Source organism: Candidatus Kryptobacter tengchongensis (assembly GCF_001458555.1).
Taxonomy (GTDB): Bacteria; Bacteroidota; Ignavibacteria; order Kryptoniales; family Kryptoniaceae; genus Kryptonium; species Kryptonium tengchongense.
In genome coordinates this window covers 24,519-49,516 of sequence record NZ_CZVH01000032.1, presented here as the reverse complement: position 1 = coordinate 49,516, position 24,998 = coordinate 24,519, and the positions used below count along the sequence as shown (strand labels likewise).

At 36.3% G+C, this 24,998-nt stretch carries 30 protein-coding genes; 11 read left to right on the top strand and 19 right to left on the bottom strand.

Annotated features, from left to right (window positions below; all coding sequences use genetic code 11):
• Positions 1–82 precede the first annotated feature (82 nt).
• From AT685_RS03130 to AT685_RS03115, 4 genes are all read right to left on the bottom strand, one after another.
• Complete coding sequence (locus AT685_RS03130) at positions 83–505, bottom strand: ferritin-like domain-containing protein (protein WP_072151515.1); 423 nt, start codon at positions 503–505, stop codon at positions 83–85.
• 82 nt (positions 506–587) lie between these two features.
• Positions 588–1,046 (bottom strand): Hsp20/alpha crystallin family protein, encoded by a 459-nt coding sequence (locus AT685_RS03125; protein WP_072151514.1) that lies wholly within the window; start codon positions 1,044–1,046, stop codon positions 588–590.
• Between the two features lie 22 nt (positions 1,047–1,068).
• Positions 1,069–1,437, bottom strand: a complete 369-nt coding sequence (locus AT685_RS03120; protein WP_072150050.1) for an Hsp20/alpha crystallin family protein — start codon at positions 1,435–1,437, stop codon at positions 1,069–1,071.
• A gap of 32 nt (positions 1,438–1,469) precedes the next feature.
• A complete protein-coding gene (locus AT685_RS03115) occupies positions 1,470–1,895 on the bottom strand; it encodes an Hsp20/alpha crystallin family protein (RefSeq protein ID WP_072151520.1) in 426 nt (141 codons plus the stop codon).
• 272 nt (positions 1,896–2,167) lie between these two features.
• On the opposite strand from AT685_RS03115, the gene AT685_RS03110 reads away from it, so the two are divergent.
• From AT685_RS03110 to AT685_RS03095, 4 genes are read left to right on the top strand one after another with little or no spacing between them, the layout of a single operon-like run.
• On the top strand, positions 2,168–2,917 hold the full coding sequence (locus tag AT685_RS03110) for a PASTA domain-containing protein (RefSeq protein ID WP_072151513.1): 750 nt from the start codon (positions 2,168–2,170) through the stop codon (positions 2,915–2,917).
• Positions 2,918–2,923: 6 nt separating this feature from the next.
• Complete coding sequence (rpe, locus tag AT685_RS03105; RefSeq protein WP_072151512.1) at positions 2,924–3,610, top strand: ribulose-phosphate 3-epimerase; 687 nt, start codon at positions 2,924–2,926, stop codon at positions 3,608–3,610.
• Positions 3,607–4,773, top strand: a complete 1,167-nt coding sequence (gene nagA / locus AT685_RS03100; RefSeq protein ID WP_072151511.1) for an N-acetylglucosamine-6-phosphate deacetylase — start codon at positions 3,607–3,609, stop codon at positions 4,771–4,773. The genes rpe and nagA overlap by 4 nt, the downstream gene beginning before the upstream one ends.
• A gap of 2 nt (positions 4,774–4,775) precedes the next feature.
• Positions 4,776–5,186, top strand: coding sequence for a hypothetical protein (locus AT685_RS03095; protein ID WP_072151510.1), 411 nt, complete (start codon positions 4,776–4,778; stop codon positions 5,184–5,186).
• A gap of 4 nt (positions 5,187–5,190) precedes the next feature.
• On the opposite strand, the gene AT685_RS03090 is transcribed toward AT685_RS03095, so the two are convergent.
• The 12 genes from AT685_RS03090 to AT685_RS03035 form a co-directional block, all read right to left on the bottom strand.
• Positions 5,191–6,537, bottom strand: coding sequence for an NHL repeat-containing protein (locus tag AT685_RS03090; RefSeq protein ID WP_072151509.1), 1,347 nt, complete (start codon positions 6,535–6,537; stop codon positions 5,191–5,193).
• Between the two features lie 59 nt (positions 6,538–6,596).
• Positions 6,597–7,388 (bottom strand): ribonuclease III, encoded by a 792-nt coding sequence (gene rnc / locus AT685_RS03085; protein ID WP_081040558.1) that lies wholly within the window; start codon positions 7,386–7,388, stop codon positions 6,597–6,599.
• Positions 7,388–8,641 carry a beta-ketoacyl-ACP synthase II gene (gene fabF / locus AT685_RS03080; RefSeq protein WP_072150943.1) on the bottom strand — a complete coding sequence of 418 codons (1,254 nt, stop codon included), beginning with the start codon at positions 8,639–8,641 and terminating at the stop codon, positions 7,388–7,390. Before fabF ends, rnc begins: the two co-directional genes overlap by 1 nt.
• Before the next feature lie 71 nt (positions 8,642–8,712).
• Entirely contained in the window at positions 8,713–8,952 is a 240-nt protein-coding gene (locus AT685_RS03075) for an acyl carrier protein (RefSeq protein ID WP_047134489.1), read from the bottom strand.
• A 35-nt stretch (positions 8,953–8,987) separates the two neighbouring features.
• Positions 8,988–9,731 (bottom strand): 3-oxoacyl-[acyl-carrier-protein] reductase, encoded by a 744-nt coding sequence (fabG, locus tag AT685_RS03070; protein WP_072151508.1) that lies wholly within the window; start codon positions 9,729–9,731, stop codon positions 8,988–8,990.
• 2 nt (positions 9,732–9,733) lie between these two features.
• The gene (locus AT685_RS03065; RefSeq protein ID WP_072151507.1) at positions 9,734–10,369 is read right to left on the bottom strand and encodes a DUF3109 family protein; all 636 of its coding nucleotides are present in this window, start codon (positions 10,367–10,369) and stop codon (positions 9,734–9,736) included.
• Between the two features lie 3 nt (positions 10,370–10,372).
• The gene (gene fabD, locus AT685_RS03060) at positions 10,373–11,287 is read right to left on the bottom strand and encodes an ACP S-malonyltransferase (protein WP_072151506.1); all 915 of its coding nucleotides are present in this window, start codon (positions 11,285–11,287) and stop codon (positions 10,373–10,375) included.
• Positions 11,284–12,384 carry a beta-ketoacyl-ACP synthase III gene (locus AT685_RS03055; RefSeq protein WP_081040557.1) on the bottom strand — a complete coding sequence of 367 codons (1,101 nt, stop codon included), beginning with the start codon at positions 12,382–12,384 and terminating at the stop codon, positions 11,284–11,286. Before AT685_RS03055 ends, fabD begins: the two co-directional genes overlap by 4 nt.
• Positions 12,385–12,386: 2 nt before the next feature.
• Complete coding sequence (plsX, locus tag AT685_RS03050; protein ID WP_200741658.1) at positions 12,387–13,430, bottom strand: phosphate acyltransferase PlsX; 1,044 nt, start codon at positions 13,428–13,430, stop codon at positions 12,387–12,389.
• 150 nt (positions 13,431–13,580) lie between these two features.
• Positions 13,581–13,760 (bottom strand): 50S ribosomal protein L32, encoded by a 180-nt coding sequence (rpmF, locus tag AT685_RS03045; protein WP_072151505.1) that lies wholly within the window; start codon positions 13,758–13,760, stop codon positions 13,581–13,583.
• Between the two features lie 18 nt (positions 13,761–13,778).
• Positions 13,779–14,306, bottom strand: a complete 528-nt coding sequence (locus AT685_RS03040) for a YceD family protein (protein ID WP_072151504.1) — start codon at positions 14,304–14,306, stop codon at positions 13,779–13,781.
• Between the two features lie 133 nt (positions 14,307–14,439).
• Complete coding sequence (locus tag AT685_RS03035; RefSeq protein ID WP_072151503.1) at positions 14,440–15,561, bottom strand: C-GCAxxG-C-C family protein; 1,122 nt, start codon at positions 15,559–15,561, stop codon at positions 14,440–14,442.
• Between the two features lie 400 nt (positions 15,562–15,961).
• On the opposite strand from AT685_RS03035, the gene AT685_RS03030 reads away from it, so the two are divergent.
• The 7 genes from AT685_RS03030 (at position 15,962) to AT685_RS03000 (ending at position 22,935) form a co-directional block, all read left to right on the top strand.
• Entirely contained in the window at positions 15,962–16,660 is a 699-nt protein-coding gene (locus AT685_RS03030; RefSeq protein WP_072151502.1) for a glycine cleavage system protein H, read from the top strand.
• Positions 16,661–16,681: 21 nt separating this feature from the next.
• The gene (locus AT685_RS03025; RefSeq protein ID WP_072150867.1) at positions 16,682–17,452 is read left to right on the top strand and encodes a 4Fe-4S dicluster domain-containing protein; all 771 of its coding nucleotides are present in this window, start codon (positions 16,682–16,684) and stop codon (positions 17,450–17,452) included.
• Positions 17,449–18,633: an NrfD/PsrC family molybdoenzyme membrane anchor subunit gene (nrfD, locus tag AT685_RS03020; RefSeq protein ID WP_072151501.1), complete on the top strand. Its 1,185-nt coding sequence runs from the start codon at positions 17,449–17,451 to the stop codon at positions 18,631–18,633. Before AT685_RS03025 ends, nrfD begins: the two co-directional genes overlap by 4 nt.
• A gap of 7 nt (positions 18,634–18,640) precedes the next feature.
• Positions 18,641–19,255 carry a glycine cleavage system protein H gene (locus tag AT685_RS03015; protein ID WP_072151500.1) on the top strand — a complete coding sequence of 205 codons (615 nt, stop codon included), beginning with the start codon at positions 18,641–18,643 and terminating at the stop codon, positions 19,253–19,255.
• Between the two features lie 150 nt (positions 19,256–19,405).
• Positions 19,406–21,013, top strand: a complete 1,608-nt coding sequence (locus tag AT685_RS03010; protein WP_143713095.1) for a sensor histidine kinase — start codon at positions 19,406–19,408, stop codon at positions 21,011–21,013.
• Entirely contained in the window at positions 20,997–22,346 is a 1,350-nt protein-coding gene (locus tag AT685_RS03005; protein ID WP_072151498.1) for a sigma-54-dependent transcriptional regulator, read from the top strand. Before AT685_RS03010 ends, AT685_RS03005 begins: the two co-directional genes overlap by 17 nt.
• Before the next feature lie 7 nt (positions 22,347–22,353).
• Positions 22,354–22,935: an archaemetzincin family Zn-dependent metalloprotease gene (locus AT685_RS03000; protein WP_072151497.1), complete on the top strand. Its 582-nt coding sequence runs from the start codon at positions 22,354–22,356 to the stop codon at positions 22,933–22,935.
• On the opposite strand, the gene AT685_RS02995 is transcribed toward AT685_RS03000, so the two are convergent.
• Genes AT685_RS02995 through AT685_RS02985 form a run of 3 tightly spaced genes read right to left on the bottom strand, consistent with a single transcriptional unit; the run spans position 22,885 to position 24,922 of the window.
• Complete coding sequence (locus tag AT685_RS02995) at positions 22,885–23,694, bottom strand: YwiC-like family protein (RefSeq protein ID WP_072151496.1); 810 nt, start codon at positions 23,692–23,694, stop codon at positions 22,885–22,887. The genes AT685_RS03000 and AT685_RS02995 overlap by 51 nt on opposite strands.
• A 15-nt stretch (positions 23,695–23,709) precedes the next feature.
• The gene (locus tag AT685_RS02990; protein WP_072151495.1) at positions 23,710–24,585 is read right to left on the bottom strand and encodes a class I SAM-dependent methyltransferase; all 876 of its coding nucleotides are present in this window, start codon (positions 24,583–24,585) and stop codon (positions 23,710–23,712) included.
• Entirely contained in the window at positions 24,572–24,922 is a 351-nt protein-coding gene (locus tag AT685_RS02985; RefSeq protein ID WP_072151494.1) for a DF family (seleno)protein, read from the bottom strand. Before AT685_RS02985 ends, AT685_RS02990 begins: the two co-directional genes overlap by 14 nt.
• Between the last annotated feature and the right edge of the window lie 76 nt (positions 24,923–24,998).

Below are 24,998 nucleotides of genomic sequence, written 5' to 3'. Positions count from 1 at the left end.
GTTTTAAAATTTGAAAGTTTAACACAACCGCATCACTATGTCCATCAAGACATCTTTATGTCTTACTTCATCCTCAACTATCTCACGAAGCAGTTTTTTTTACATCCTCGTTTTCTATCCTATTGATCTGTGAGATATAATCCTCATAAATCTCCTTGTCAAACTCAAGGTCTGCAACAAGCTTTCTAAAACCCTTCTCATTATGAATTGACCCTGTCTTAACATCGTAAATTTTTGCTGACGGATTCACACTTCCACCAAGCTCAGCGATTTTTTGTTTAAATTTTTCCGCGTGCTTTCGCTCCTCTTCCGCAATTTTTTTAAGTTTATCCTTTAAAAAATCAAAAGGTATTATCTCAGCATGCTCGTCCATCATTTTTGCTATAGTTATCTCTTTTGAATAATTTTCATTCAAGATTTTTAAAAGTTCTTCTCTTTCTGAAAAATAAGGCATGAACAAATTTCTCAAAATTTCAACGAAACCCTTTTTCGTTTCAACCGCCATATTTTAAAACCTATTTTTGTTTTGACTTTTTCAAATATAAATTTAAAAAAATCCCGCCAAAAATGGCGGGATTTTTTCAAATTTAATCAACTTTAACCTCAATCTCCTTTGCCTTCGCTTCCTCAACTTTCGGAAGCTTTATTGTGAGAACACCATCTTTGAACCTCGCTTCAACCTTATCCACTTTCACAGCACCAGGCAGTGTAAATGTCCTGGTGAATGAACCATAAACTCTCTCAATCCTATGAAAGTTCTCATTCTTCGTTTCCTTCTCTTGTTTCTTTTCCCCACTTATTGTAAGGACATTATCTTTTATCGTTATCTTGATGTCATCCTTGCTCACACCTGGAACATCAGCTCTCACAATATATTCATCATCTGTTTCAGAGATATCAACCCTTGGGCTCCATTTCATCATTTTGAGTTCCTCTTCCTCTTCAAAGCCACGGAAAAATCTGTCAAACATTCTGTTTATTTCCCTCTGGAGGTCAAAAATTTCGGTCGCCAAATCCCTTATTGGAGTCCATCTGATGAGCGTCATGGCTCTTCACCTCCTTTATTTTTTAGTTTATTTTAATTTCAATTTCTTTGCCTTCTTCTTTCTTCCCAAGCGTTAAGATCAAAACACCATTATCAAGTTTTGCATTAATTTTGTTCCTATCAACATCTCCAGAGAGAATAAACTCACGCTTATATTCACCATATATCAGCTCATTGAACAAAATTTCATCATCTTTTGAAACAGGAACATCAAATTTCCCTTGAACTACCAAAGTATCATCAAGAACTTTTATCTTCAAATTTTCTTTTGTGACACCTGGCATATCAAGGAATAGGATATATGAATCTGGGGTTTCATACATATCAACTGGAGGTGTGATGTATGTCTTCAAATCTTTTTCATATTTAGCTATTGATCTATCTTTTCTCATACATCATCACCTCCTTTTTATAATTTTGTTTTTTAATTTACATTAATTTGAATTTCTTTCGGTTTTGCTTCCTCTTTCTTTGGGAGGATTATCTTCAAAATTCCATCTTTATATTCAGCGCTTACCTTGTCCACATCAATTGGATAAGGCAATCTCACACTTCTCATAAACTTACCAAATTCCCTTTCACGGATAAGGCAATTCGCTTTTTCTGAAACTTCAGGCTCTTTCCTTTCCCCAGATATTGTCAAAACATCATTATGAATCTTAACCTTTACATCATCCTTGCTTACCCCAGGAATTTCAGCATATATTACAAGGTTATCCTTTGTATCCACGATATCAAGCAACGGATATTCATACCCGGACTGGAATGTTTTGAAGAAATCGTTAAAGAGTTTATTTATCTCTTTCTCAATCATTTCAACCTCCTTAAATGGGGCATACCTAATCAACATAGGTCTCACCTCCTTTTTATTTTTTAGTTTTAAATTTTCACTAAAAAATAAATTCAAAGATTGTGCCAAATAAAAAAGATTAAAAATTAATCTCGCTTATTTAACTCCCTATTGTCAAAGTGGCAGGATGAAATTGAAATTTTGATATTTAGATGCCAAGATGTCACTTCAGTATGAATTAAACTCACAAAGGTATAGAAAAGATTATTCAATTGTGAATTCGCAAATTTATTTTTATATTTTACACACAAAAATAAAGCAAAACTTACAAGATGAAAATAAAACGTCTTAAAAAGTTAATAATAGCTGTGTTTGTATTTCTTTTTTTAGTTCTTGCGATGGATAAAATCGTGATGCCTTTTTATGTAAATTCGGTTAAATCAATTGAGATGCCAAATCTTATCGGGATGAAGCTTGAAGACGCAAAAAAAATCATTGATACCTTAAACCTTAAACTTGAAAATGTAACCGAGCGCCATGACGCGAGATTTCCTGTTGGATATGTGATAATTCAAAACCCAAGACCTGGGATGAAGATAAAAGAGGGAAGACGAGTATATCTTGTCGTTAGTTCGGGCGAGCAAAAAATTGAGGTCCCATCACTTATTGGGAAATCGGTTCGTGAAGCTAAACTGACCCTTGAAAAATTTGGATTGCGCCTTGGGGAAGTCCAATATGATTTTTCTGACGACTTCCCTGAGGGAGCTATATTTTCCCAATCAATACCTGAAAAGACAAAAGTTTCAGCAGGGGCGCAAATTTCAGTTGTTGTAAGTTTAGGAAGCGCTGAAGGGAAAACACAAGTTCCAAACTTAATTGGGCTTCCACTTTCAAAGGTTGAGCAGATCTTGAACGAGGCTGGTCTTCGCATAGGTAAAGTTATCTATGAACCAAATTCTTCCGTTCTCCCCAATACAGTGATTGAACAATTTCCAAGACCTGCTTCTTTCGTTTCAAGAGGCTCAGCTGTTGATGTTTTTGTTGCAAAAGAATTAACAGAAGGTCAAAAACAAAATTATTAAGATAAAATGCTTAAACTTGCTCCATCTCTGCTTTCAGCTGATTTTTCCGAGCTTAAAAACGAAATAAGAAAAGCTGAAGAAGGAGGCGCGGACCTCTTTCATCTTGATATAATGGATGGACACTTTGTTCCAAATTTAACCTTTGGACCGATGATAGTTAAAGCAATAAGAAAACTGACAAATCTTCCACTTGACTCACACCTTATGATTTCAAATCCAGATCAATATATAGATGAATTTAGAGAAGCTGGATCAGATATAATAACTGTTCACTTTGAAGCTTGCACACATTTACATAGAACGATAACAAAAATCAAACAAACGGGGGCAAAAGCTGGTGTTTCAATAAATCCAGCAACGCCCGTGAATGCAATTGAGGAAATTATTGATTATGTGGATATTTTATTGATAATGTCAGTTAACCCTGGTTTCGGAGGGCAAAAATTTATTGAAACATCACTGCGGAAAATAGTTCAAGCTAAAAAGATGATCATGGAAAGAAATCTTGATGTTGAAATTGAAGTTGATGGCGGAATAGACCTTGATAATGTTGAACTTATACTTGAAGCAGGAGCAGATATCATAGTCGCTGGATCATCAATTTTTAAATCAGATGATGTCACAAAAACAGTGAAAAAATTTAAAGAAAAGTTTCTTGAATTTGAATTCAAAAACAAAGTAAAACTTATATGAAAAAGATAGTTCTGCGAAATGTTAACGCAGTCACACCTTTCAGAGTGATTGAAAAATCTGGAATAATAATAGAAGGGAAGAAAATAGCTGAAATTGGAAAACTTGAAGATTTGAAGTTTGAACCAGATGAGGAATATGAATTTTTTGATTTTGATGGAATGTATGCTACACCTGGATTTATTGACTTACATGTTCATGGTGGGCTTGGATATGGGTTTGAAGATGAGGACGATGAAGCGCTTTTCAAAATAAGCGAATTCTTTTTCCAACATGGAACGACAGGTCTTCTTGCAACGCTCTACCCAAAACCAGAAAAAGAATTCATCCGTGAGCTTAGAAGGCTTGCTGATTTCATAGAGCAAAATCATACAAATATCTGGGGCATACATCTTGAAGGTCCATTTTTAAACCCCGAGGAACGAGGTGCCATGAACCCAGATTATCTGCTGAAGCCATCGCTTGATGCTTGGTATACACTGCGCGATGCTGGGCGTGGATTTATAAAAATAATGACAATAGCTCCTGAACTTCCTGGAGCTTATGAGGTGATGAGGGAATCTGCCCTTGATGGTGTGATTTTATCAATTGGGCATTCCGTTGCAAATATTGAAGAAATACAAACGGCAATTCACAATGGTGCTGCTCATGTAACACATATGTTTAATGCAATGAAACCGTTTCATCACCGTGACCCTGGAGTGATAACAGGTTCTCTTCTCTTTGATGAACTCAAAATAGAACTTATCGCTGATGGAATCCACGTACATCCAATGGTTATGAAACTTCTGTACAAAATCAAAGGACCTGCTGGAATTATACTTATAACAGATGCAATGAAAATGTGTGGCTTACCGGATGGAGAATATGAATTTGCGGATCAAAAAGTAATCGTCAAAGACAAAAAAATTTTTCTTGAAGACGGAACACTTGCCGGGAGCACGCTCACAATGGAACAAGCAGTAAAAGTCATGGTTGAACTTGTTGATGTCCCCATTACATCTGCTGTTAGAATGGCCTCATTAAATCCAGCCCGAGTTCTCGGGAAAGAACATCGCAAGGGAATTCTCGCCACTGGGAAAGATGCAGATATAGTTGTTCTTGATAAAAATTTCAATGTCCATATGACAATTTACGAGGGGGAAATAAAATATAAAAAGGACTGAAGATGAAAAACGTTTTTAAAAATAATGTTTTGACACTTTGCCTTATTTTGTTAGTTCTTTCGCCTCACAAACCTCAATCAAAAACAAATAAATATGTCTTGTCAAATTTTAAACTTGAAAAGATAAAGCAAGACAAATTTGCACTCATCATCACCTTGAAACCAATTCCCGGGATACATATAAATTCAGAACCAAGACCAGAGATTAAATTCAATGAACCTGTTGAAGTTTTGAACATAAAATTTGATAAAGCAAAGGGAAGTTATATTGACACACAAAAACCAATAATAGTTGAGCTGAAGATTAAAACACATGAGATAAAATCCCTAAGCGGGAAATTTATCTATTTTTATTGTTCCGATGATGAAGGCTGGTGTTCAAAATTTGTTGAAAATTTCAGGATAGAATTATAAAAAATTATCTTTTCAAAATTAACTTTGCGGAAGCCTCCGAAAGGGTTGTATCAACGCGGATGATCTTATCGGCGTCAGCGATAAAAATCAAACCAGATTTTACATCAATACTTCGTGGTAGATTCAATCCACCGAGATTTTCTGCTTTGAAAATTTTCTCAACTTTATTACTTGTTAATTTCACAATGCCTTTAAGCCCGACATCTGCAACGAAAAAACAATTTGATACCGAATCATATTTTATATCAACGGGCATTATCAAAGATTCTTGAATCTTCCCGATAAATTTTATTGTATCTCTTTTTGAATAAATTGCGATTCTCCCAAGCTCGGGATCTGTGCAATAAATGTTATATTTATCAACTGCTATTGCAGTTGGAAACTTCAAATTCAATGGGTCGGTGAAAGACGAGATGAGTTTAAAGTTGCGGTCAAAAATTTTAATAGCCCCATTGTCAATTACATAAAATTTTTCTCCATCGGTGGAAATGTAACTTGGATACTTGACCATAAATTGCGCGACATTAGCAGTTCTATCCGGATAAACGATTGTTATTTTCCCAGCATCACAAATATACAACCCTTCATTATAATACATCACTCCTCCAGCCCACCGTAAATATGTAAATCTGTTAAGAACATTACCAACGGTATCAAGCACTTGAACATGTGAATAAATATCGCTTGAAATTGCAAATTTTGATGGGTTGATCAACGCAATTGAATTTATGTGATCAATCAAAGCTTTGTTAGCTTTCTTCATTTCTTCAATAGTTTTATACTTTTCACGGGATGAAACGATGAAATAATCAATTTCAACCTCGCCTTCATCCGTTCCAAGGATTATAAAGCCGGAGTTAAAATATGGTTTCTCATCAAATACTTTTCTATCGTTAAAATAAACAGTATATTTCTCGGGTAAAACTTCAACAGTGATTGTTTTCCATTTATCCTTTGATTTCGGCAAAGAAGCAAATTTTGCTATCTTCTCCTCGGCAGTTGGTTCAATTACGCCAGTATAGATTACATTATTAAAAAACTTAACATAATTTCCAGCGCGAATTAAATAAACATCATAAACATTGAACATAAGGGAAACTTTACTTCCAGAAAAAGAAAATTTAACAGTATATCCTGTTTTTGGTGGGATCAAAAGATTTAGCCCCAAAAGTGACGGTTTACCCACAGCTTCCAATTTAAGTTTTCCATTTTCAACATTTGATTTCCCAGAGATTACAAACCAAACATCATCAAGCTTTGCTCTGTTAAATTCATCTGAAAACCATATATTTTGCGCGTTGCCGATGGAATATAAAATCAAAAGCACAAGTATAAGAGAGTTTCTCAACATCAAAATTAAGATTTAAATTTTAAGTCCAAATATAAGATTGCAAAATTTTGTGAAAAATTTCAATCCACAGGTTTATCAACGAGTCCAAGATTAAGAAGGGCGTTGTAAGCGGCGAATTTTTCAGCTTCTTTTTTATTTTTCCCCTGTCCAACCCCAACAACTCGGTCTCCAAGCAAAACTTCAACAGTGAAAATTCTTTCATGTTCGGGTCCTTCAACTTTCACAACTCTGTAAGTTACATCAAGATTTACCTTATGCGAATACTCAACCAGTATGCTTTTGTAGTGTTCCTTTGTTGATTCATAAAATTTTGAATCAAACTCTCCGAGCAACTCTTTGAAAACACGAGTTAGAAATTTTTTTGTAGTTTCAAATCCAGAGTCAAGATATATTGCACCAACAATTGCTTCAAACGCATCAGCAAGCATTGAGTTATATCCTTGCATCAAGGCTCGTTTAGCGGAGTGGCTTAAGAGCATAAATTCATCAAGCCTTAAGAGATAAGCATATTTGACCAAAATCCCTTTGTTTATGATTCGCGACCTCAAACGAGTTAATCTGCCCTCGCTTGCAAACGGATAAGCTTTGTAAAGGAGTTCACCAGCAACTAAATTTAAAATTGAATCACCAAGAAACTCAAGTCGTTCATTTGATTCCGTCTTTATTCCATACTTCTGTTTTGCAATCGGAACAAAAGATCTATGGGTTAACGCTTGAACAAAAATATCCCTGTTGTGAATTTTTACCCCAAGAATCTTTTCAAGCTCTTTAAATTTTTCCTTACTTATTAAACCTGAGTTTGAACTATTTAAAAGCTTGTACAACTTTTTGATTACTTTGAACAGAGCCATTATTCTTCAAACTTTTTGAAAACTATTGAAACATTATGTCCACCGAATCCAAATGAATTTGAAATCGCTGCTTTAACCTCTTTCTCAATTGCTTGATTTGGCACATAGAAAAGGTCACATTCGGGATCGGGATACTCATAGTTTATTGTAGGATGAATTTTGCCGGTAGTTATTGACAAAATCGTTACAATTGCTTCAACCGCTCCAGCAGCGCCTAAGAGATGCCCTATCATTGATTTAGTTGAATTTATAGCAAGTTTGTAGGCGTGATCACCAAAAACAGTTTTTATTGCCTGGGTTTCATTTTTATCGTTTTCTTTAGTTGATGTTCCATGTGCATTGATATAGTCAATATCCTCTGGTAATAATCCAGCATCTTTGAGTGCAAGCGACATTGACCTTGCAGCTCCCTCACCGCAAGGAGCTGGTGCAGTTATATGATAAGCATCTGCTGTAAGCCCAAAACCAGCAACTTCAGCATAAATTTTTGCACCACGATTTAAAGCATGTTCAAGCGATTCAAGTATCAAAGTACCCGCTCCTTCACCCATGACGAAACCATCACGTTGTGCGTCAAACGGTCTGCTTGCCTTTTGTGGTTCATCATTTCTTGTTGAAAGCGCCCTCATAGCATTAAAAGAACCAATACCCATTGGGCATATAGCTGATTCTGAACCACCTGTAACTACAACATCTGCAAGACCACGCTCAATTAACATAACTGCATCCGCTATCGCATTTGCTGAACTTGCACAGGCAGAGACAGTGGAATAATTTGGACCCTTGAAACCATATCTTATGGAAATATAACCAGGTACAATGTCAACTATCATCATTGTTACAGTAAATGGGCTTATATGTCTTGGTGTTCCTGTTTTAAAAAGTAATTCATGCTGTGTATGATATGTCCACATGCCCCCAATACCAGAGGCATAAACCACCGCAACCCTTTCTTTATCTATTTTTGAATCCGAATTCAATCCCGCATCCTTAATAGCCATCTCCGTAGCAGCCATTGCAAATTGAGTAAAGATATCCATTCTTTGAGCAAGTTTTCTATCCATATAGTTCATTGGATCAAAATTTTTTACCTCCGCTGCGAATTTTGTAGCAAAATTTGTTGTATCAAACCTTGTTATATAATCAACTCCACTTTTACCTTCAAGAAGGTTCTTCCAGAATTCTTCAATTGTTAATCCAACGGGTGATATTACACCCATTCCTGTCACAACAACCCTTTTACGGTTGAACATGACACAATTTCATGTTTTGTTTTAAAAAATAAAAAAGGGAGAGGCATATAATGCCCTCCCGGAAAAAATTTTTACGCCTGACCAAGCTTTTGCTTTAAATAGTTGATCGCATCTCCAACAGTTCTTATTTTCTCAGCATCCTCATCCGGAACCTGGATTCCAAATTCTTTCTCAAATTCCATCACAAGCTCAACCGTATCAAGTGAATCCGCACCAAGATCGTTAATAAAAGATGCCTCGGGAACTACCTTATCTTCGCTCACATTGAGTTTGTTAACGATTATTTGCTTGACCTTCGCCTCAATGTCCATATTTTATCCTCCTTTTGTTTTTAGTTTTTTATTTTTTATGCGGTTAAACCACCATCAACAACTATAACTTGACCCGTGATATAATCTGATTCAGGTGAAGCCAAAAATTTAACAACATAAGCAATTTCTTCTGGTTTAGCTATTCTCTTTGCAGGTATCATCTCAAAAAGACGCTTCTTCTGTTCCTCATTTAATTTCTCCGTCATTTCAGTTTCAACATAACCCGGGGCAACGACATTAACCTGTATATTTCTTGAAGCAACTTCCTTTGCAAGTGCTTTTGTAAATCCAATTATCCCAGCTTTTGAAGCTGCATAATTTGCCTGTCCTGGATTCCCAATTAATCCAACAACAGATGCAATGTTAATTATTTTTCCAGACCTTTGACTTATCATATGCTTTATAACTGCCTTTGTAAAATTAAAAACCCCTTTTAGATTTGTCTCAATCACATCATCCCATTCACTTTCGCTCATCCTGAGCAGAAGATTATCTTTTGTGATCCCTGCGTTATTAATAAGTATATCAATTTTACCGAAATTTTTCAAAACCTCATCCACAACTCGCTGTGCATCTTCAAATTTTGACGAATCCGCCTGAATAGCCATAGCTTTTGAACTTTTTGAAATCTCACTCACAACTTCCTGCGCCTGCTGAGCTGAGCTTTTATAAGTTATAACAACATCACATCCGGCAGAGGCAAGAATCTTAGCAATAGCCCTGCCAATTCCCCTTGAACCACCTGTAACTATGGCAACCTTATTTTTTAAATCGCTCATTTTTACGTTTCACTATTTATTTGAACTTTTTGTTTCCACTCTTCATAAATCCCCAATAGTTCAGCGTAACCATCTTGACCGAGAATATAAATAAATTCATCCTTACAAATTTCAATCACAGGTCCTGCATGATTGTGTGTTGCCTTTATCCCACAATATGAAAGTTCTTCAGCGTGTCCATCATCATAAGTTAAAACACCTTCACAAAATGTCAAAGGATAAATACAGCAATAAAATGGCTTTAAAGCCCACTTATGCATACCGCTATTTATTGCGGTTATCTGCAAAACACAATATCCCTCCTTCGTTAAAAAGGCACATTTATTGTTATAAATGTTCGTCCCCACACATCTACCAGATGGGAAATCTGGATCATCCCATTCCTCTTTTTCAAACCAGAGTTCAATATCCCTGGGCTGAGTTTCATCCATATATTTCAAGATCAAATCTTTATTTTCAAGAATTTTATCTCTTTCCATAACATCAACATAAACTCCCCAATAGCAACAATTCCCATGGCATACCGGCACATTGCAGAATGGGACGAAGCCAGCTGTGAAAACAATTGTATCTATCTTAAAATTTTTAACTTGGATAATTTCTCTATCAATCTTATGTGAATTTGACCGGTTATCCATAAACTAACCTTCCAATTTTTTGATATCATCAAACTTATCAAAACCGGATACCTCAACATTTGAATCTATTCTTTTGATTAAACCCTGCAAAACTTTCCCAGGACCGATTTCGTAAAATCTCGTTGCCCCATCCGAAATCATGTTTTTTATAATCTGTGACCATAACACAGGGCTTGTTATTTGAAGGTAAAGCAAATTTTTTATTTCCCCAGGATCATAAGATGGTTTTGCGGTGACATTGAAATAAACAGGAATAGATGGTTTGTTAAATTTCACCTCGTCAAGTGCTTTTTTAAGTTCTTCTTTAGCGCTTTCCATAAGCGGGGAATGGAATGCTCCGCTGACAACAAGTTCTTTAACCATCTTCGCCCCAACTTTCTGAGCAAGCTCCATAACCTTTCTCACCGCATCAACCTCGCCCGATATAACGATTTGTTCCGGAGTATTGAAATTTGCCGGTTGAACAATTCCATCTTTAACTTCTTCACATAATTCCTTTACTCTTTCATAATCAAGACCGATTATAGCAGCCATGGTTCCGGGATTTTCCTCACCCGCTTTTTGCATCAATTCGCCCCGGAGTTTTACAATTTTTAAAGCATCTTCAAAACTTAACACACCAGCATAAACAAGGGCGGAATATTCCCCAAGCGAATGACCAGCGCTCATATCAGCTTTAAGCTTTCCATCAAGAAGTCTTGAAATAACATAGCTATGAACAAAAATCGCAGGTTGCGTTATTTTTGTTTGTTTTAAATCTTCTTCAGGTCCTTCAAAACAAAGTCGTTTTATCTCAAACCCAAGAATTTCCTCAGCTTTATCAAAAATTTCCTTCGCAATGGGATTATTCTCATAAAGATCTTTCCCCATTCCAACATATTGAGAAGCCTGACCTGGGAACACAAAAGCAATTTTCATTTACCAACTTCGTTTTTTATTTTCAATTCTTCGGGTATTTCAAATCTTCTTGAATCCATTTCTTCACAATATCTTGCTACATCTGGTCTTGGTTTTGGCGGGTTTGGAAGAGACCATCTCATCAAGACCGCCCCCCATGTATAACCTGCTCCAAATGCCGACATAACTATTCTATCCCCAGGTTTCAACTTCCCACATTCCCAGTACTCAGACAGGCAAAGTGGAATTGTTGCAGCAGTTGTATTTCCATATCTATCAATGTTTATCATAACTTTTGAAAGATCAAGTCCCATCCTTTCAGCGGTTGCAGTAATTATTCTAAGATTTGCCTGGTGTGGAACAAGCCAATCAATATCTTTACCAGTTAAACCATTTCTCTCAACTATCTCAGCTGAAACATCAGCCATTCCAACGACCGCAACCTTAAAAACAGCCCTCCCATCTTGATAGATGTAATGCATCTTTTTATCAACTGTTTCATGACTTGGTGGATTTAAACTTCCTCCACCAGGCATATAAAGATATTTTCCACCTGTGCCATCCATATAAAAAATATGGTCAATAATTCCATATTCAGGATTATCGCTTGGTTCAAGCAAAACCGCTCCAGCACCATCTCCGAATAAAACACATGTGTTTCTGTCCGTATAATCAACAATTGCGCTCATTTTATCAGCACCGACAACAAGAACTTTCTTATAATTTCCAGATTCTATAAATTGCGCCCCCGTTATTAAAGCATAGATAAATCCTGAACATGCTGCTGAAAGATCAAAACCCCAAGCTCTTTTCAAACCAAGTTTTTCCTGAATAACGGCAGCAGTTGATGGGAAAAACATATCTGGTGTAACAGTTGCAACTATCAAAACCTCAATCTCTTCTGGTGAGACACCACTATTTTCAAATAATCTCTTAATTGCCTCAACTGCAAGATCAGATGTTGCCCCCTTTTCAAGAATTCTCCTCTCACGAATCCCCGTTCTTGTCCTTATCCATTCATCACTTGTGTCAACCATTTTTTCAAGATCAAAATTTGAAAGAACTTTTTCGGGAACATAATGCCCAACCGCAGTTATAGTTGCTCTACGTTGCCCCAATTTTATACCTCCGTTTTAAGTTTGTAATGTTTTAATGCTTCTTTTATTTTTTCATTAACTCTTCTCTGCACTGTTTCTTCTGCTCTGTAAATCATATTTTTTATAGCAATAGCGCTTGAGCTCCCGTGCCCAATTATAGCAACACCATTTACACCAAGAAAAGGCACACCCCCATATTCTTGATAATCAAACTCCTTCAACGCCTTTCTTAAACCACGAGCAAGAAACCCAAATGTTAACTTCCTGAAGATATTTTTAACAGCATAGTTTCTTAATTTCCTCTTTAAAACGCCAAGGACGCTTTCAGCAAATTTCAAAACTATATTTCCAACAAATCCATCACAAACAATCACATCAGCTTTCCCAAGAAGTATATCACGACCTTCAACATTTCCAATGAAGTTAAGTTTGCTCTCTGAAAGCATTTTATATGCCTGCAAAACTATATCCCCACCTTTTGTGCTTTCTTCACCAATGTTTAAAAGTGCAACCTTTGGATTTTTCTGCCCAAGTATCACATTTGAATAAATACTACCCATAATTGCAAACTCAAACAAATGATGCGGTTTACAATCAACATTTGCACCAACATCAAGCATTATGCTCTTGCTTCCAGCTTCAGTTGGGAACACACTCCCAATAGTTGGTCTTGAAATCCCTTCAATTTTCCCAAGTATAAAAGTCGCAGCTGTAAGCACAGCCCCTGTATTTCCAGCGCTTGCAAATGCGTCAACCTCACCATCACTATGTAATTTCATTCCGACGACAATAGATGAATTCTTTTTCTTTCTTAATGCTACCGTTGGAATATCATCCATCCCTATCACTTGTGGAGCATCAACGATTGAAAAGTTAAGTCCAGCGGTATCGTGTTTTTTTAATTCTTCTTTAATTTTTCTCTCATCCCCAACGAAAACAATTTCAAATCTATTATTTGACTCTCTCAACGCAGTCAGTGCGCCCTCAATCACAGTTGTGGGTGCATAATCTCCACCCATCGCATCAACAGCTATTTTAATCTTCTTTGAATTTGACGCTTCTGCCATTGAAATTTTAAACTTGAATTATTTGCGAAATTCCATTTTTGATTCCCTGCTTTGCTTCAATTAAACTTCACCTCATTTAAAAATTTAATTCACCCCTGGAACTTTGATGTTCCAGGGTTTTAATTCTAAAGACATTTTTTCAACTAAATATCATTCTTTCGGGACTATAACAGTTCTTCCGTGGTAGTATCCGCACTTTGGACAGGCACGATGTGGAAGTTTTGGTTCGTGGCACTGCGGACATTCACTCAAAGTTGGCGCAGTTGGTTTGTAGTTTGCTCTCCTTTTGTCCCTGCGTGACCTTGAATGTCTTCGCTTCGGATTAGGCATAGTTAAATCACCCTTGCTTTAATTTTCACTTTCTTTTCTCAAATTTTCACTTTCCATAAGTTTTAAGAGTGGAGCCCATCTTGGGTCTATCTCCTCAACTTTGCAGGTGCATATTTCAAAATTTAAATTCTTACCACACCTTGGACAAAGCCCAAGGCATTCTTCATAACAAAGCAATTTCATCGGCACTGAAAGCAAAACAATTTGCCTCACATCATCAGATATATCAATTTCGTTCGTCTCAGGTGTTATCACGGCAACTTCGTCAGGTTCATATTTTTTTGACTCTTCCTCACTATAAACATAATACATCCTGTAACTATTTTCAAGAACCATATCAAAATCCTCAACACATCTATCACATTGAAACCTCCCAACTGTATAAACATTCGCTTTTAAAAAGAGTTGGCGCTTTGATTTCTCAAGCGTTGCTTCAACATAAACTGGTTTGTTAAATCTTTTTTCTTCAAGATCAAGGTCCGATGGTTTAACTATAAATGTATAAAAATGCTCACCATCGGACAATTTTGAAATGTTAATTTTCATTAAAGAATTCACCTGGGTTTTGAAAATTTTAGTAGAAATATAAACAAAAAAATAGTTATAAACAAGCCAAGGTAGGACAAAAAGGCAGGTTAAAAATTTAAAAGCCCCAGCTAAATTCGCTGGGGCAATAACTTCACTTCGCTAAAACCATCTTCTTAGTTGCCACATAATTTCCAGCAATCATCCTGTATAGATAAACTCCGCTTGCCACACGGTTCCCATGGTCGTCTGTCCCATCCCATACAACTTTGTATACACCCGGCTCATACCTTTCACCATCAATCAACCTTCTTATAATTCTCCCGGAGATATCATAAATTTCTAACCTTACATCGCAAGACTTTGGAACCGAAAACTCAATGCTTGTTGAAGGATTAAACGGATTCGGATAATTTTGAGCAAGGCGAAATGTAAACGCAACCTCTGAAAGTTGTTCAACCTTTGTCTGCGGATGAGCCCAGTTCGGCTTATGGCATTGATCACAAGTCATAATTGATTTAACATTGTCCTTATAAGCAGAGCCATGGCAAGCAAGGCAACCTGTTACAACTCCAGGGAGTTGATATGTTTGCTGGAATTGACTATTTTTCCAAGCATTTAATAATTCAACTGTTTTAGCTGCAACATCACCTGTTAACCTTCCACACCTTTCTTTTCTTTCAGTTGAACCAGCTTTGTAGCCAGAAGCTACACACCACTTTGTAACTGACACATGGCATAGAGCCGAGCCACAGCTAGATTGAGGTAGAGCCTGGTTTAACCTGTTATCGTAGAATTGTCCATTTTGGGCATATTGATTGCTAATATCACTTGGGAACAACGCTTGTGTATACCAGCCCATAATTTCATGAACGATTTTATCAGTTGTTGCCTTATCGCAGAACAAATTGACAGCTGCAGCAGCTCCAAGCAACGCTCCACAAGTTGTTCCCCATCCAACAACCCCGCCATGCCCGTAAATCATCATTTCACACAATGGCAATAAAGTCGTAAATGGTTCACCTACTCTTTCATGCATTGCGTAAACTATTGCCTTAAATGCGCCATAACAGCATCCTTTACCAGTCCAATAAAATTGGTGCCCTAACTTTCTTACATGTTCGGTATCAAGAATTTCATAAGGAAGTGGCCATGTGATTTGAGATTGCGCTCTTACATTATTAGCAAGATTAATAATTGAAAAACCTATAGCGCCCCCAACAGCGCTTTTTGCGGTAAGTTCAAGAAATTGCTTACGCGTTAATTTTTCTCCCATGGCTGAAATGTGCTTTTGTTTTTTAAGTTTTTCTTTTTACAAGGTGCACTTCACTTCTAAAAATAGACAAATTTTATGCCAATTCTACAACCCTATTTCTCAAATTAAAATAGCATAATTTAATTCTCACTTTGCCATCATTCGTTATATTTTGCTACAACAATGAACATCTCAAAAATCTACATCTATAGCGTTGAACTTTTAAACAGCTCTCTGTTAAATTTTTAAACATTCAAAAATTTTTAATAATCAAAATTTTCCATACCACCAGGAGAAAATGCCGTTGAAAATCTAAACACAAGCTGGTTTTAGATTCATATCAAAATCCAAATTCCAATTGAAATTTAATCATCTAAGGATTGCCCAATCGTTCTGGCATTTCTTTTGAACTTAATAATATGTGAGTAAAATAAAAACTGGAGAAATTGCCATGGTAGCACTTTTTGTAATAGCAACAATTTTAGTTTGCTTAACAATTGATTATTTTGTTCAAAGAGCACAGAAAAAGCGTGAAGCTTATCAACCGCAGGTTATGTTAAGTCCTGAAAGTTTTATTTTACCCAGAGGTTATTTCTTTAGCAAAGCGCACACCTGGCTTGAGATTCTATTTTCTGGAAAGGTTTATGTTGGAGTTGACGATTTCATTTCAAAGGTAACTGGAAAAATTGATGCGGTTGAAGTTTTGCCAGTTGGAGAGAAAATCACAAAGGGTGAACCTTTATTCAAAATTAGACAAGGGGAACGAACCCTAACATTTCTCTCGCCTGTAAGTGGAAAGATTGCAAAAATTAATCCGATCATATTTGAATCACCACAGACAATTTTGAACGATCCATACTTAAATGGCTGGATTATTATGATTGAACCTGAGGATATCGCATCAGAAGTCAAAAACCTTTTGATTGGAAGTGAAGCTTCCAAATGGTTGAAAAACGAGATAAGAAGATTTAGGGAGTTTATAAGCAAAGAAGCGCCAAAATTTTCACCAGCCCTGGAGTTAACACTTGCAGATGGCGGGCTCGTGATAAAGGGAGTCCTTCAAAATGTTGACGCTAAAACATGGGAGAAATTTGAAAAGGAATTCATTCAGCAATCTTAAAAATTAAACTCGGGTTCAAAAATGAAATATGGGATTTTAATTGATGTAACCAGATGCATAGGTTGCTATGCTTGTGAGGAAGCGTGCGCTGAAAGATGGGGCAATCCTACTACAGAAACACACCAACTCTCTTCAATTCAAAATACTGCCGTTGAAGATCACAATGGAATTTATGTTCCCCGACTCTGTATGCATTGCGAAAAACCAACCTGTGCATCTGTTTGTCCAGTCGGAGCATTTCAAAAAACAAAACTCGGTCCCGTCACTTATGATCCTTCAAAATGTCTTGGATGCAGATATTGTATGCAAGCATGTCCATTCAATATACCGAAATATCAATGGAATAAATTAAACCCAAAGGTCACCAAGTGTGATATGTGTTATGAAAGGATAAAGAATGGTGGGATCCCAGCCTGTGTTGAAGCATGCCCAGCCGAGGCAAGAACTTTTGGAACAAGGGAAGAACTAATTGAAGAAGCAAAGAGAAGAATTAACGAAAATCCCGAAACATATTATCCGCATATCTTTGGTTTAAAAGAAGCTGGTGGAACTTCAGTGCTTTACCTTGCAGATAGACCTATGCAAAAACTTGGCATAAAAGTTAATTTGCCAGAAGTACCACTTTCTCATTTCACAGAACAAATTATGTCAAAAATTCCTAACTACATCTTTTGGGGTGGGACATTGCTATTTGGAATATGGTGGATAACAAAACGCAGAGATGAGGTTCAAAAACTTCAAAGGAAACTCAAAGAAATGGAAGAAAACAACAAAAAAGGAAATGAGAAATGAAAATAAAAATTCCAAAACTTACATTTTGGGGTTCAGTCTTTTGGGTTATAGTAGCACTTGGAATTTACTCAACGATACTTCGCTTCACCAAAGGGCTTGGCGCAGCTACAAATTTAAGCGATAACTTCCCTTGGGGTTTGTGGATTGGCTTTGATGTCCTTTGCGGTGTTGGACTTGCAGCAGGAGGCTTCGTGATGGCAGCCGCCGTTTACATTTTTAACCTTGAAGAATATAAATCAATTCTCCCATCAGCAATCTTAACAGCTTTTCTTGGCTATCTTCTTGTAATTATTGCCCTACTTTACGACCTCGGAAAACCATGGAATATATGGCATCCAATTATAATGTGGAATCCCGAATCTGTTATGTTTGAAGTAGCCTGGTGCGTTATGCTTTACACAACAGTCCTCGCTCTTGAGTTCAGCCCAATGGTCTTTCAAAAATTTAAACTTGAAAAACCCCAAAAAATAATAAAAAGCCTGACAATCCCACTCGTCGTCGCTGGTGTAATCCTTTCCACACTTCATCAATCATCCCTTGGCTCTTTATATCTAATCGTTCCAGAAAAATTATACCCAATTTGGTATTCAAGCAATCTCCCTTATCTTTTCTTCCTCTCTGCAGTTGCAGTTGGACCAGCGATGGTCACAATTGAATCTTATTTAAGCTCAAGAGCCTTCAAAAGAGAAATTGAAATTCATATACTCTCAAAACTTGCAAAGGTTACAGCTGTTGCACTAATGGTTTACTTCGTCCTGAAAGTTGAGGATATAATTAACTACAAACTTTTCCCATATATTTTTAGCCTAAACTATGAAGCATTAATGTTTTGGCTTGAATTCATACTTGGGATAATCGTGCCGATAATCCTTCTTACAAATTCACGCATAAGAAGCAGCAGAAAAGGACTATTTGTTGCACAGCTTATAACTGTGCTTGGTTTCATTCTCAACCGATTAAATGTCAGCATAACCGCACTTGAAAACTATACTCAAGCTGGTTATTTCCCAAAATGGACTGAAATATCCGTGACACTTTTCATTGTTGCGCTTGGATTTGCCTCATTTAGATTAATAGCAAAACATTTGCCTGTATTTCCACCAGAAGTTGAGGAAAGAAAAGCAATTGCCGAAGGTTTTGAAGTTATTCCAATAAAGGAAGTTTTTAAAGAGCAAAATTAACATTACCATGCTTGAAGAGAAAAACACATGTCAACGCATAGTTATTGATATTATTTCACGATTTGTTGAAAATCTCTCAAAGCTTGAATTTCCAGATGATAGACTTTATACAAGTTCGTACACCTGGGTCAAGCTTGAACAAGACTTTGTGATAGTCGGGATAAGTTCTTTAATCGTTTATTTCTTTTCCCCGATTGTTGAGTTTATATTCCTTGATGTTCCTTCACTTGTGAAGAAAAGAACTCCCTGTGCATGGACAATGCACAGGGATGGGATTATAACAATTCGCTCGCCTGTTCAAGGCGAGCTCTTTGAAATAAATAGAACACTGCTAAAAAATCCCGACATCGCAAATAAAGACCCATATTTCGCAGGATGGCTTTTTAAAATAAAAACATCTGAAAAAATAGCTGGATTTTACAATAAAGTTGAATTTTTAAATCTGCACCATTACAAAGTTGAAATCTTTAAAAACGAGCTTCTCTCACTTATCTCTGAATTCCTTAAATCAGATTCATTTTCCACACTTCAAGATGGCGGGAAAATTATTGAAACGCTGAAGGATTTGCTTGGGGTAAAACGATATCTTTCGCTTATAAGCAAAATTTTTGAAATCCATTAATACCTTTTGTCCATCTTTTGAACTCGCTTTGTGACAAAAATGAAAATAAAACCCATCCTTTGAATGAAAAAAGATTAAAAAACAAAAACTTTTAAACGGCACGGAATTTGAAATAAAACAAATGAGACCAAACATTCAATCTTAACTGTGATGAAAATTTTTCAAAGTTTAGCATTTAAGCTTTTTATCCTTATCTTCATACTCATCTTGGGGATCACGGGTATTTTTTCAACCTTGATCATACGATGGCAGACCCAGAAATGTTTGCAAATATCAATGGAAAATGCCCTTAAAACAAGCGATCTTATTAAAAGAGCTACACACTATAGCATGCTTCACAATCGCAGAGATGATATTTATCAGATAATAAAAATGCTTGGTCAACAACCAGGGATTGAAGTAATAAGGATATACAACAAGCGTGGGGAGATAACATTTTCAACCATACCTCATGAGGTTGGCAAGGTAATGTCTGTTGAAAGCGAAGCTTGCAATGTCTGCCATCGCAGCGGTAAAATAACTGTCCCCGCAGAAGCAACACAACTTACACGCATTTTTCACTCAACCGACGGATATGAGGTCCTTGGGGCTATAAATCCGATAAAAAACGAAGAATCATGTTACAATGCCAATTGCCATGCGCACAAAAAAGAACAAACAATACTTGGCGTCTTTGATGTAATGATCTCACTCAAAGATATGCGAAGGAATATAGAGAAACTTACCAAGATCCAATACGCAAGCGGAATTGCGATGCTTCTTATAATTTCAATTTTTGTTCTCATTTTCATTTGGAAATTTGTTAATATCCCGTTAAGGAAATTAACATACGGAACAAGGGAGATAATGAATGGAAATCTTGATTTCAGACTTGATCTTTCATCAAAGGATGAAATTGGATTGCTCGCCGAATCTTTCAATAAAATGACCGAAAGGCTTAAGCAGGCACATGAAGAACTTTTAAACTGGGCTAAAACCCTTGAACAAAAAGTCAATGAGAAGACAGCCGAACTCCAAAGAGCCCATGCTTATATGTTGCAGATTGAAAAAATGGCTTCGCTTGGAAAGCTTTCCGCAACCGTTGCACACGAACTTAATAATCCTCTTGAAGGAATCCTTACATATGCGAAACTTTTAAAAAGAAAACTTCAAAATGAGAAAATTAACGAAGATGAGAAAGAAGAAATTTTGAACGAACTTTCAATAATAATTGATGAAACAGCAAGGTGCGGTAACATAGTTAAAAATCTTCTCCTATTCTCAAAACAAAAGGTCGGGGAATTTAAAGATGAAGATATATGTCAGGTAATAAAAAGAAGTGTTAATTTGATCTCCCATCACCTTCAAATGAATAACATAAAACTTGAACTTGATATTCCTGAAAACCCCGTGTTTATTTTTTGCGATGCTCAACAAATTGAACAAATGCTTATCGCAATGGAGATCAACTCAATTGAGGCAATGCCAGATGGCGGAACCTTAAAAATTGAACTTAAAGAAATTAACAGCGATAAAATTCAAATTAAGGTGATAGATACCGGTGTCGGGATACCTGAAGAAATTCTACCACACATATTTGAACCATTCTTCACAACAAAAAAAGAAGGTAAAGGAACAGGACTTGGCCTTGCGGTTGTATATGGAATCGTTGAAAGGCATGCGGGTAAAATAAGCGTTGAATCAAAAGTAAATCACGGAACAACATTTACAGTCACATTACCAAAAAAACCAAACATCAACTATGATGAAAAAATTTAGCATTTTAATTGTTGATGATGAATTCATCGTCAGAGATTCACTATCAAAATGGTTTACCCAAGATGGATATAAAGTTGGAGTTGCTGAAAACGCAGCACAAGCACTTAAACTTATGAATGAGGGACCCTGGGATATAGTTTTCATTGACATCAAAATGCCTGGGATGAATGGGCTTGAACTTCAAAAAAGAATAAAGGAAATTGACCCGAACGCCATAATTATAATAATCACCGCCTTCGCATCGGTTGACACAGCAGTTCAAGCCCTTAAAGAGGGAGCTTACGATTATGTTACAAAGCCAATTGATCCAGACTATCTATCGCACCTCGTTAAAAACGCCCTTAAACAGAAAAAGTTAACAGATGAAAACATTAAACTGCGTGAACATGTATCCGAACTCCTGATGGAAGAGGAACTTATCGGCGAAAGCCCGCAGATTAAAAAAGTAATTGAACTTGCAAAAACAGTCGCCCCAACAAATACAACTGTAATGATAAGGGGTGAAAGTGGAACTGGGAAAGAACTTGTTGCAAGATTAATCCATGCACATAGCCCGAGAAGATTTTTCCCGTTTATTTCGGTAAATTGCGGAGCAGTCCCAGATACACTCCTTGAATCGGAACTCTTTGGACACGAAAAAGGAGCTTTCACAGATGCCCTCTACAGAAGAAAAGGTAAATTTGAACTCGCTGACGGAGGAACAATTTTCCTTGACGAGGTTGGAACCATAAGCCTAAAAATGCAAGTTCAACTTCTTCGTGTCCTTGAAACAAAACAATTCACAAGAATTGGCGGGAATGAGGTAATAACAAGTGACTTCAGAGTTATATGCGCAACGAATTCAGACCTTGAACAAGCAGTTAAAGAAGGGCGATTCAGAGAAGACCTTTACTACCGTCTTAATGTTTTCACAATCTTCATTCCACCGTTAAGAGAAAGAAGAACCGACATTCCTCTTATAGCAAATTACTATCTTAAAAAATATGCAACGATGATGCACAAACCCATAACCGAAATTTCACCCGAAGCAATGGATATCCTAATAAGATACGACTGGCCAGGAAATGTCCGAGAACTAAAAAATGCCATTGAAAGAGCAATGGTTCTTGCAAAACCCCCGGCAATCAAACCGCAGGATTTACCAATTCAATTAACTGAAGAAGAACAACCAGAAGATGAAACACTTGAAGCAGTTGAAAAAGCGCATATACTTAAAATTTTGAGCAAAACAAACTGGAACATAACTCAATCTGCGAAAATACTTGGCATAGACAGAGTTACACTTTACAATAAAATTGAAAAATATAACCTGAAGAGAAACAGGGTTACCTGAAAATCTTATGTCTTCATCAAAATCAAACAAAATCCTCATAGCCCCAATCTATCCCGTTGATTTCGCACTCGCGCTTACGCTCGTTTCACCACTCAAAGAAATTTTCAAATGCGATGTCCTGCTTGACAATACGAATCACATAAATTTATCATTTGCTTATGATAGTTCACGCTCTCAATTTAATTCAACAAAAATAATTTTAGCGCTCTCGGAAAAATACAAAAATTTTAACGGAAAAGTTCTTGGCATAATTTCGGTTGATCTCTTCATCCCAGTTTTAACTTATGTATTTGGAGAGGCACAGCTTGGGGGAAAGGTTTCAATTGTGTCTACCCTCAGATTAAACGAAATCGCCTACGGTCTGCCAGAGAACAGAAAATTGACGGAGGAACGACTTCTAAAAGAAGCAGTTCATGAACTTGGGCATAACTTTGGGCTTTTACATTGTGAAAATTATCTATGCGTCATGCACCCATCAACATCCATTGAAGAAGTTGATATAAAAACTTCCTCATTCTGCAAAGATTGTTACGAAAAACTATTTGGGCAAACTTTTACCGAACTCAACGATCATCATAACTGCAAATAAAATTGAATAAACCGTCTCAATCCACCCAAGCCGTTTAAATACCACCTTTCTCTCAAGCATAAATGTCCCCATAATTGAATGAATTATCACGGGCAAAAATCCAGCGAAAATTAAAAGACCTATTGAACCACGAATAAAAAGAACGACAACAAGAAATAAAATGGCAACATGATATGCAATGTTGTATCTACCTATGAAAAGTTTTTCGTTAAGTGTGAATTTATCTCTCTTCGTTGCAAGCGCCGATATTTTCATCCTAACATAAATAATTCCACTCCCGAAAAACATAAGGTTCAAAAAGTAAAGTTGAACCATGATTAAATCAAATTTGCCAACCCCGACATAATAGGCAGATGGAGCAGTCATAACAAGTATGCTCATTGCAAAAAGTTGCCCACCCTGCGTCTTGTCAAGATTTAATCTCGCAAGGTATAACTGAACTAAAAACGCCGTTGCGCCAATCGCCCCAAAGATAAGCAACCCATAAAGTTTGTAATAAAAAACCAAAACAGCAGATGAAACAAAAACAAATGGTAAAAAAACGAAAAGTGAATTTAACGCATCCCTTACATTTTCAGATGAAACTTTTAATTTTGATTTAGCAAGCATCAACGCTGGCTGATAAGAAAGAAAAATTGAAAGAACAGAGATAAGAAAAAGAAGCATCTTTACATCAAATCCACCGCCAATTTTCGCACCTATCAAAAAAGGGATAAATAAAATCGCCCACGAACCGTGTTCCCTTGGGAAAATTATCATACCCTACATAAAATTTTATTCTCGTTTAACTTTCTGCGCAAAGATGACGATATTTTTTGAAACTTCAGATTTAAATTCATTTCTAAAAAGATCCCCAAAAATTTCAACGCTCTTAAACCCAACCATGTGAAGTTTCTTACACAACTCTTCACTTCTTATAGGCTTTATCCTCGTCGTTACAAGTTTATATGCATAATTTTTCGTTTTATCAACCACTAAAACATTAAACTTTAGAAAGTCCCTTCTTATCTCAAAGACCCTTAAACTTGGTGAGCCAATTATCGTTGGCTCAAAGTCATAAAAGCGCACAAAAATTTTATCCGATGTCTCACGAACACTTATTATCCTTTCTTCCATTTCCATAATTTTATCGTAATTTAAAATCTGAAGTATCAGAACGCCATCACCTCTCAAGACATTGTAAAAATTTCGCAATGCAACCAACAAATCTTTTTCGTTTAGAAAGTGTGGGAGTGTATTACCAAGACACAAAACGAGGTCAAATTCTTCCCTGTAATTATCTCTTATCGTTGAAAAATCAAGAACCTCAAACTTTGCGGACGCTCCAAACATTTGAGCAAATTCCCTTGCTTTCTCAATCATTGACGCCGAAATATCTATCCCAACCACATCAACCCCAAGTTTTGAAAGAATTATTGAATGAAGTCCAACCCCACAACCAGCGTCAAGACATCTTTTAATTTTATACTCACTAACAATGTTTTCAAAAATTTCCCTTTCACTTTCAACCTTTGCCGAAAACTCAATCATATCTGCATAATCTTCAGAAAGTTCATCATAAAATTCAGAAATTGATTTAACTTTTCCGTATGTTTCAAATTTTCCGTTTTCGGGCAAGTTCAAATTCATAATTGTTTTAACAACATCCACCAACTTCTTTTATACCTTCATAAAAGCTTGCATCTTCAAGAGCTTCTTTAATCATCTCAACGGTCGGTGCGCCCAAAAATTTTCCTCCAATTCTATAAACCCGACACATTAAACCATAATTTCCGTTATCCATATAAAACGGATCAACATCAACACCATTAACTCTTATAGTTGGAGAACCAGGAAATTTATACTTTAAAGCTTCTTCCTCCGTTTTGATCTCAATTTCCTCAATGTGATAATTTTTTATTTTCGCCTTTTCTATCGCTTCATACAAATTTTTTCTCGCTTGTTCATGATTGGGGCAATCGGAAAAGTAAAGAAATTGAATTTTCATGGTCGTTTATGAAACTTTATTTTTTTCTATTTTAAAAAGTTTTTAAATTTTTTCAAAAGTTCAACATAACCTGCAT